5 protein-coding genes are annotated in these 7,436 nt (G+C 54.0%); 1 reads left to right on the top strand and 4 read right to left on the bottom strand.

All coding sequences use genetic code 11. The annotated features are described in order from the left end of the window. Positions 1-20 precede the first annotated feature (20 nt). Complete coding sequence (locus tag B1C78_RS16135; RefSeq protein ID WP_077280195.1) at positions 21-1,271, top strand: type II toxin-antitoxin system HipA family toxin; 1,251 nt, start codon at positions 21-23, stop codon at positions 1,269-1,271. A 611-nt stretch (positions 1,272-1,882) separates the two neighbouring features. On the opposite strand, the gene B1C78_RS16130 is transcribed toward B1C78_RS16135, so the two are convergent. The 4 genes from B1C78_RS16130 to B1C78_RS16115 form a co-directional block, all read right to left on the bottom strand. After that, complete coding sequence (locus B1C78_RS16130) at positions 1,883-2,233, bottom strand: hypothetical protein (RefSeq protein ID WP_077280194.1); 351 nt, start codon at positions 2,231-2,233, stop codon at positions 1,883-1,885. 334 nt (positions 2,234-2,567) lie between these two features. Then, positions 2,568-3,029: a DUF4124 domain-containing protein gene (locus B1C78_RS16120; protein WP_077280192.1), complete on the bottom strand. Its 462-nt coding sequence runs from the start codon at positions 3,027-3,029 to the stop codon at positions 2,568-2,570. A 1,531-nt stretch (positions 3,030-4,560) separates the two neighbouring features. Continuing rightward, the gene (locus B1C78_RS17500) at positions 4,561-5,547 is read right to left on the bottom strand and encodes a hypothetical protein (protein WP_139349990.1); all 987 of its coding nucleotides are present in this window, start codon (positions 5,545-5,547) and stop codon (positions 4,561-4,563) included. A gap of 96 nt (positions 5,548-5,643) precedes the next feature. Beyond that, entirely contained in the window at positions 5,644-6,900 is a 1,257-nt protein-coding gene (locus B1C78_RS16115) for a DUF5677 domain-containing protein (RefSeq protein WP_077280191.1), read from the bottom strand. Positions 6,901-7,436: the final 536 nt, after the last annotated feature.

Raw genomic sequence — 7,436 nt, 5'->3', positions numbered from 1 at the left:
GGTGAGATATGCGGGCTAGTATGGACACCGAAGCTCTAGTCTATGTCGATCTCGATGGGGCGCCGCACCTTGCCGGCCGCCTGTGGGCGCGCATGCGCAAAGGAAGAGACAGCGCCACCTTCGAGTACGGTCAGGACTGGCTTGCCAGCCCCCTTCGTTTCTCCCTGGAGCCCGCCTTGCAGCTCGGTCCCGGGCCGTTTCACACGCCTGCGATCAAGCCACTTTTCGGCGCCATTGGCGATTCTGCTCCCGACCGCTGGGGGCGCGTGCTCATGCGTCGCGCCGAACGCAGGCGGGCGGAGAAGGCCGGTGAGACGCCGCGCATGCTGCGCGAGATCGACTACCTGCTCATGGTCAATGACGAGGCCCGGCAGGGAGCGCTGCGCTTTGCAAGCGAGCCCGGTGGGCCATTCCTTGCTGCGGGCAATGTCACGCCGATTCCTCCGTTGATTGAGCTGCCGCGGTTGCTGTCTGCTGCTGAGCATGTCATCGGCGACTCCGAGAGCGATGAGGACCTACGCCTCCTGCTTGCGCCGGGCTCGTCCCTTGGTGGCGCTCGGCCCAAGGCATCGGTGCGCGATAAAGACGGCCATCTGGCCATCGCGAAGTTCCCCCACAGGGACGACGATTACAATGTGGTCCTCTGGGAGGCTGTCGCGCTGAGTCTCGCAGAGAAGGCTGGAATTCCCGTCGCCCCCTGGCGCATCGAGATGATCGCCGACAAGGCCGCGCTGATCGTGCGTCGCTTTGACCGCAAGGGTCAGGCACGCATCCCGTTCCTTTCAGCCATGAGCATGCTCGGTGCGATCGACAACGAAGCGCGTAGTTATCTCGAATTCGTTGATGTGCTTCGCCAGCATGGTGCTGCGTTCAAGAAGGATTCGCATCTGCTATGGAGGCGCGTTGTCTTCAGCGTGCTGATTTCCAACACCGACGACCACTTGCGCAATCACGGTTTTCTTTATGACGGCCCCGAAGGTTGGCGCCTGGCCCCGGCTTACGACGTCAATCCCGTACCCACGGATATCAAGCCGCGCGTGCTTACAACCGCGATTGGCCTGGACGACGGGACGGCTTCTCTCGACCTTGCCCTGGAGGTCGCGGAACACTTCGATCTGGGCGCTGCGGAGGCACGCGCCATCGCCGGCGAGGTTGCGCAGGCGGTGTCGGGCTGGCGCAACACGGCCGCATCTTTAGGCCTCACAAAGGCGGAGGTCGATCGCATGGCCTCTGCTTTTGATCATGATGATCTGAAGATGGCGCTGACCTAGCGCAGCCAAGTCGGGCGGCACCCCCGGTAATGGCGCTGGAGACGCCGGCTCCGCCCCTGGCTTTGTTGACCTGCACCACAGGGTATTTCGTAGACCGGGACTACGAAGCGGCCGTGCATTGCTCCTGACTTGGATTCAGACCGATGGCGTAGAGAACGCAAGCCAAAAAACCCGGTTTGACATCCTCCCGCCCTGAAGGACGGGGGTTCCTGCCGCGCTACGCATGAGCAGGCTCTCGGACTGCTGGAGAAACGAGCTCGACCATCGCATCCACCAGTTGATTACCCTGCGCGATCAGCTGGATGAGTGCATCGGCTGCGGCTGCCTGTACCTCAAGGACTGCCCATTGCGCAATCCGGATGACATGGCCGCCCGGGGCGGGTGGGGGCGAGGGCGTTTGATGGCAGTGCCGGATAGAGTGCTTTCATTACAAAGGTGGAGAATGCGAAGAACACCCCGCCAACTGTTCCGGCGCCTATGCATAACGGGACTGCCAGTGCGGTGGTCATTCGGGTAACGCAGCCCGGCTTAGGTGCCCAGCGCTGGTTGGGGGTCTCGCGGAAATGGGGACATGGAGCCGGCCATCGTCCACGGTCTCGATAACATTTGCCCTATACTTCGTCATCCATTAGCGGACCATCTACGGTGTCAATGAGAACCGTGTGATATTCCACATCGAACCATTCATCGAACTGGTTCAGCGTTTGATCCGTTGGCCAAAGTCGCTCGTCGGTGTACCAACCCTCAAGCTCCCACTCCCATAGCGAGAGGAAGTTGGCCTCCACCCATCTGCGAACGTCATCATCCGTACCGGCGTCAGCGTCACTGATAAGGTATACAGTTCTCTCCCGATTCACGTCCTCGATGGTGAGGATCTTCCCATCAGGATACGGATCAGCCTCATTTATCCAGCGTACGGCTGGTTCCTTGTATTTCAGGAGGAGAGCAGCACGATTAAGCACAAGGCACCACCTTTCGAAACATAACGTTACTGTGGGGGTCCCGACCCTTGAAACCGGAGGAGGTGGCTCACGTACACAGCTCGTGCCTCCCCGTCAACTTGCCGCCCTTGTTCTTTACACCAGAGCTGAAGGTCCGCAACAGTAACCATCACGGGAACGGCATTTATCTCTCTGCTCTGCAACATTATGATGCTTGCTTCTGCGTTCTTTTCCCAGTCATGGAACGTATCATCCAGGGTTGCTCGGTCCGGGACGATTTCCGCAAGCTTCTCCCACTCCGTCCCCTGATTCCCGCCCACATCACTGCCCGGGGCACGTCCTTTTCACCAATGGTCTAATCGCAGAACTCCACGATCTCTGCCCGAAGGCGCTCCATTTCCGCTGTCCGCGTCTTGTCATCCAGATACACCCTTTCCCCGCGTTCGTCGATGTAGTAGACGGGCCTCCGGACTTCCAACACGTGCAGATTCTGGCGGGCCAGAATGCACCGGCTCTTCCGGTAGGCAGCGATCCTTTGTTCTTCTTCCTTCCTCAGACGCGCCGCTTCTGCTTCCTGCCGCCTGATCTCCTCGGCGCGCCGTTGCTCCTCCCGCAGCCGCTCCAGCCGTTCCTGAGCGCGCTCGAGCTCCTCTTTGCTCGGCCCTGGCCGTACGGGCACCTCCACGGCTGGGCACTCCGGTGGTGGACAATCGCCAAAGTGAACATTGCCGTGTTCATCCACCCAGCGGTAGATCTGTGCATCGGCGATCCCGGCGAACAGCACCCCGGCCAACATGATAGACACCAGCTTTTTCATGCCCCGCCTCCTGCGACTTCTGGATCTGCCAGGCGTGTCTCATGGACACGGCCCCAATTTTGGTTGCCAGATCAGAAGTTCCGTTCTGAGACCATTTATAGTAGGCACGCCCGACGAATCGCAAGCCGAATCTCGCCCAGAAAAAGGGGACGCAGGAAGAGGAGGGATTGCCTCTTAATCCCTCCGTCCCCATTCTTCCGCGCTCTGGATGACATGGCCGCCCGGGGCGGGCCGGGGGCGAGGGCGTTTGATGGGAGTGCCAGGTAGCGAATACGGCGGATCGGGGTCTGTTCCGGTAGGGACGGCCGTGCGTTCGAGCTGTTGAGTCTTCGGCGGTATCGCGGGTCGTGCAGCTATGGATCGGTCAGAATTAAATCCCTCCGTCCCCTATTTCCCAGAATTAAATCCCTCCGTCCCCTATTTTCCTCCCCTATTTCCCCGATCCTGCAGAATTCCTAATGCAAAAAACCGATGGGCGGCTGGTGGCGTTTGAGACGGAGGGATAACCCAACCTTCCGTAGTTCGTTCTCTTGGTCGCACACATAATGTTTCCCGTCGATGTAACTCAAGGAGTAGCCGATAAGAGTGGTCGGCGGTTCCAGCTTATTGCCATGATGGTGCCCCAGACGACTTCCGTGTTCAGCGTATATGGGATGCGCGGCAACTACCCTTGCCGCGTCAATGTACAGGTAGTGCCTATTATTCTTCCGGATCTGGTCTGGAGGAAAAACAAGTATAGGTGTTTGCATCGCATACCCCGTTTTGGACGTAGCTCACCGCCGCAGGATCTAGAGCACCGGCGGTTTGTGTTCGAAGGTTTGGAGTGGACAGCCCGTTTCAGTCGATTGAGTCGACTTGACATCCATTTAATTAGACGCCTGGGAGGTTTTGCGGTTCCGGTTTGCAGAGCCGTAAGATTGACGGGGCTCGGACCACGGCAACTGTATGATTAGCTGGAAGAATAAAGGGGCGGCCATAACGGGTCGGACCACGATTAATGGGGTCAGACTCGATTTTCTCTCGCAAGCATACTCGTAATTCGAGTCTGACCCCATTTCCCGAGAGTGAACTTTTGATTGCTTGAGACGTACTTTGCGTAGCCAGAGGGCTGATTGGCGAGGAGCCATTCATTCAGATCATTTGGAAACATCAGCTGGCCCTCTCGGTCTTAGGCGCATAACGTCAAAGTTCAGCCGCGCCGCTTTTTGGCGTCGATTGAGACGCCTTGTTAGCCGTAAACACTTAACTCAGAACCTCAGCGCTTGAACGCTTAGAGAAAAGGTGACTAGAGAAAAGGTGACAGATCTATTCTTGCGCTGCAAAAATAGATCTGTCACCTTTTCTCTCTTCCTCGGTGGCCAGGGCCTCCACGCTGGGCCAAATTCCCGGGGTCAAAAATTCCCGGGGTCAGGTCTGCCATTGCCCACTCAGTTGTTCTCAGTGAGCATTGCCGCAGCATTCTCGGGGTCAGTTGATGTGCAATGGGAGACCTGACCCCGACGCTTGAGACTTGACCCTCTTGTGCCCATGATTAATATGGATCTAATCCAACGGCACGCACCGCTGCTTCACGGTTGATGTAACCCTTAACATCCGAAGGATGTTCATAATGATCGAGCATCAAAGGATTCGCTAAAGCTGGATACTTCTTCTGTAAGCCTTTTATCTTTTTTAAATAGCACTCTGAAAGTGTATTCAGGGCTTCTTGTTGTATAACTATTTCTACAGACAAGGCCTCTACCAAATACAACAGCCCAATTACCGTACCGTAGAATCTATCCTGAACCTCACGAATATCCACTGTTTTTTTCAGAGCATCAGACAGTTCGGCTACCTCGATGTTGTACTTATCCAGCGCCGTCGACGAGTCTGCGCCTAACGTGAGCATATGGGCGCCAACGAGAAGAATGTTCCTTTTCTTGGCGTTACTAACAAGATCTTTTGCCAACTGGGCAACCAGAATCTCCTCATCTCTCCAAAGAACAACCTTTTCAAGCGGCGGGATGTGTGAGTTAGATAGTATAGTAAGCGCACTTTTTGGCGCTCCATCATCAGAGACAATAAACCCCGGGGCTCTCACGGCCTCCCTTAGTTGTCTTCGTAGTTCAGGTAGGTTGCTAGCATAGCTCTCGTTCTTTAATTGATCTCTCCATGCATTGAACAGCGCCTTAGCTGAACCCTCGCTCAAAACATCTTCGACTTGAGAAACCGCCTGCCGAAGAATGCGCATTTTCAAGTGGCAAGAATTGACCAAGTGAATGAAAGCACCGTTGTATCTCGAGGTGTCCGCATCGTGTTTCGCGATATACCTATTAATCTCTTGCCTTAAGTCTTTTCTCTTTTCTGCAAGTTGTTGCACTGATAGAATAACTAACGAAAACCAAAGAGGAAGGGTCATCGCGACGAGGCCAAACCAACTTTCGGAGTCCACACCAAAAAACGGCGACAAAGTATCTGACGCTAGCGCCAAAACGATAGGAATAAAACCAGATAAAACAATAAGAACAATCCAAAACATATTAACGCCTTAGCAAGCCGTGCGAATTTGCCATTCCGACGGTTCTAACGCGCCACTAACCGGCGCGAGTTTACGAGCGTCCGGTTCATTGGCTTGTTATGCCTTTCCATGCTTACGCACTTCGTTTTCAATCCTGATGAATACCCTCTCAACGTCTTTGCTATACTCGGCCATTGCCTGACACACCACGAGAAAGTCGATGTTTGTGTTGTACGTTAGAACAGAAGTGGTTATTTGCGTCAATGTGATAGCGGTCAATTGCCCAGCATTTGACAATCCAATTCCGCTTGGTCCCGCCAAAAGAATATCCTCTTCCGGAAACAGGCCGAGGCTAGACAGAACTCCAACTGGATTCGCATGTATATTGGCACTTGCCGCTTTGTAATATGGCCGAATATGGTCAAGTTCTACATCTGCCTCGATATCCTTAAATGTTGGCTTCTTCAGATTTAGCGCATTAGAAGCCCAGCCATAGTCATACCCGTAGTATGTTCCGTATTTTTCAACTAACTTCACATAGTCTTCCTCGATAGCAGCCATCTCTTCCTTGCTAATTTCTTCCGCCCCAAGGCGAACATAGTATTCGTTGTATTGCTTGGCTGCTTTGAAAACCTCTACAGCTTCATGCTCAATGTATTTAATGGCCACGTCTTCACCGTGATGAGCAATGAAGCTGCTGACGACTGCTAGCTCATGCAGAGAACGCCATCTCGCTTGCGCGCCATCGGCGAATCCATGTCGCAACAATACAAGTATTTCTTTCGAAATTTGATTAGATTTTGCATGTATTCGAAGTAACACATCCTGTACCACATCATTCGCAGAATATTGATCCGATCTTTTCAGGTAACCTTGCGCTGCCTCATCAGATATGACGATTAAGCCCTGCAGCAAGTCAAGCGCTTCCCCCCACGTTTCTTCGATACTCTCGCCAAAATTGGCATGTATGGCCTCCTGGTCTTCTAGCATGTCCTCCATGCGTTCTGCCAGAGAATCTTTCATTGACTTGCCAATACTGTTAACAACGCTGAGGACCAAGCCCTCCATCATTCCATCCAGTTCTCCTGAAAACCTTTCTATTGACTTTCCGAGGTTATCTACGATCGATTGGATTTTCGGTTTTAGCTCTTCCTCAGAAGAAACATTGGCTTCCGTTAGTTGTTCATCGTTAAAGTTGAAACTTAACGAACCCCTATCAATCTTTTCAAACTGCTTTTCCAGATCGGTGCGTTGCTCGTCACTAAGATTGATACCAATTGTCTCTAGCTCGCTTTCAAGGATGCGGACGCCCAACTTGTTTGGCTTAAATTGTTCCTTAAGATATTTATCGAATAGCTCTTGGAGTCCAAACACCGGAGTATTTCCCTCTTATGCATAACTAGATTTCTGCGAAAAAAGTGACGTGTTATGACACGACAAAATCGGCGTATAACCTTCCGTCGTGTCTGCAACCCCTTGAAACCTCGAGGGTCGGATTCCGGGAACACTGCAGATGATCACGTAGGTTATGCGACCGTCTAGGCAGCCCGACATACCGGCCTGCTCGGGCAGGGGTGTTCGGTATCGGGGCGCCTCAGTGAAGGAGAGTCGGCGGATCGAAATGCTGACCCGAACCATGATTCATGCTCCTTCGGTTGACTCGGGATCGTCTGGCCTCCTCAGCGAAGGGCGACAGGTTCATGGGGACTGGTCGGGATGTGCCTACGGACGGCATCCCCTTGTTATTGTGTGACTTTAGAGGCTGATGGTCGGGGTGGCAAATCGGCAGGGGAGTGACCGAGGATCGCCCAGGGGACATGGACCGCTGGTTGTAGGGGAGTGGCAAGTCTCAAGTGGCAGGTGGCGAGGGAAACCACCCCCACCCTAACCCTCCCCCGTGAGGGGGAGGG

Source organism: Thioalkalivibrio denitrificans (assembly GCF_002000365.1).
GTDB classification, from domain to species: Bacteria; Pseudomonadota; Gammaproteobacteria; order Ectothiorhodospirales; family Ectothiorhodospiraceae; genus Thioalkalivibrio_A; species Thioalkalivibrio_A denitrificans.
Note: the sequence above shows the minus strand (reverse complement) of the source record. Positions and strands in the feature narration are given on the sequence as shown.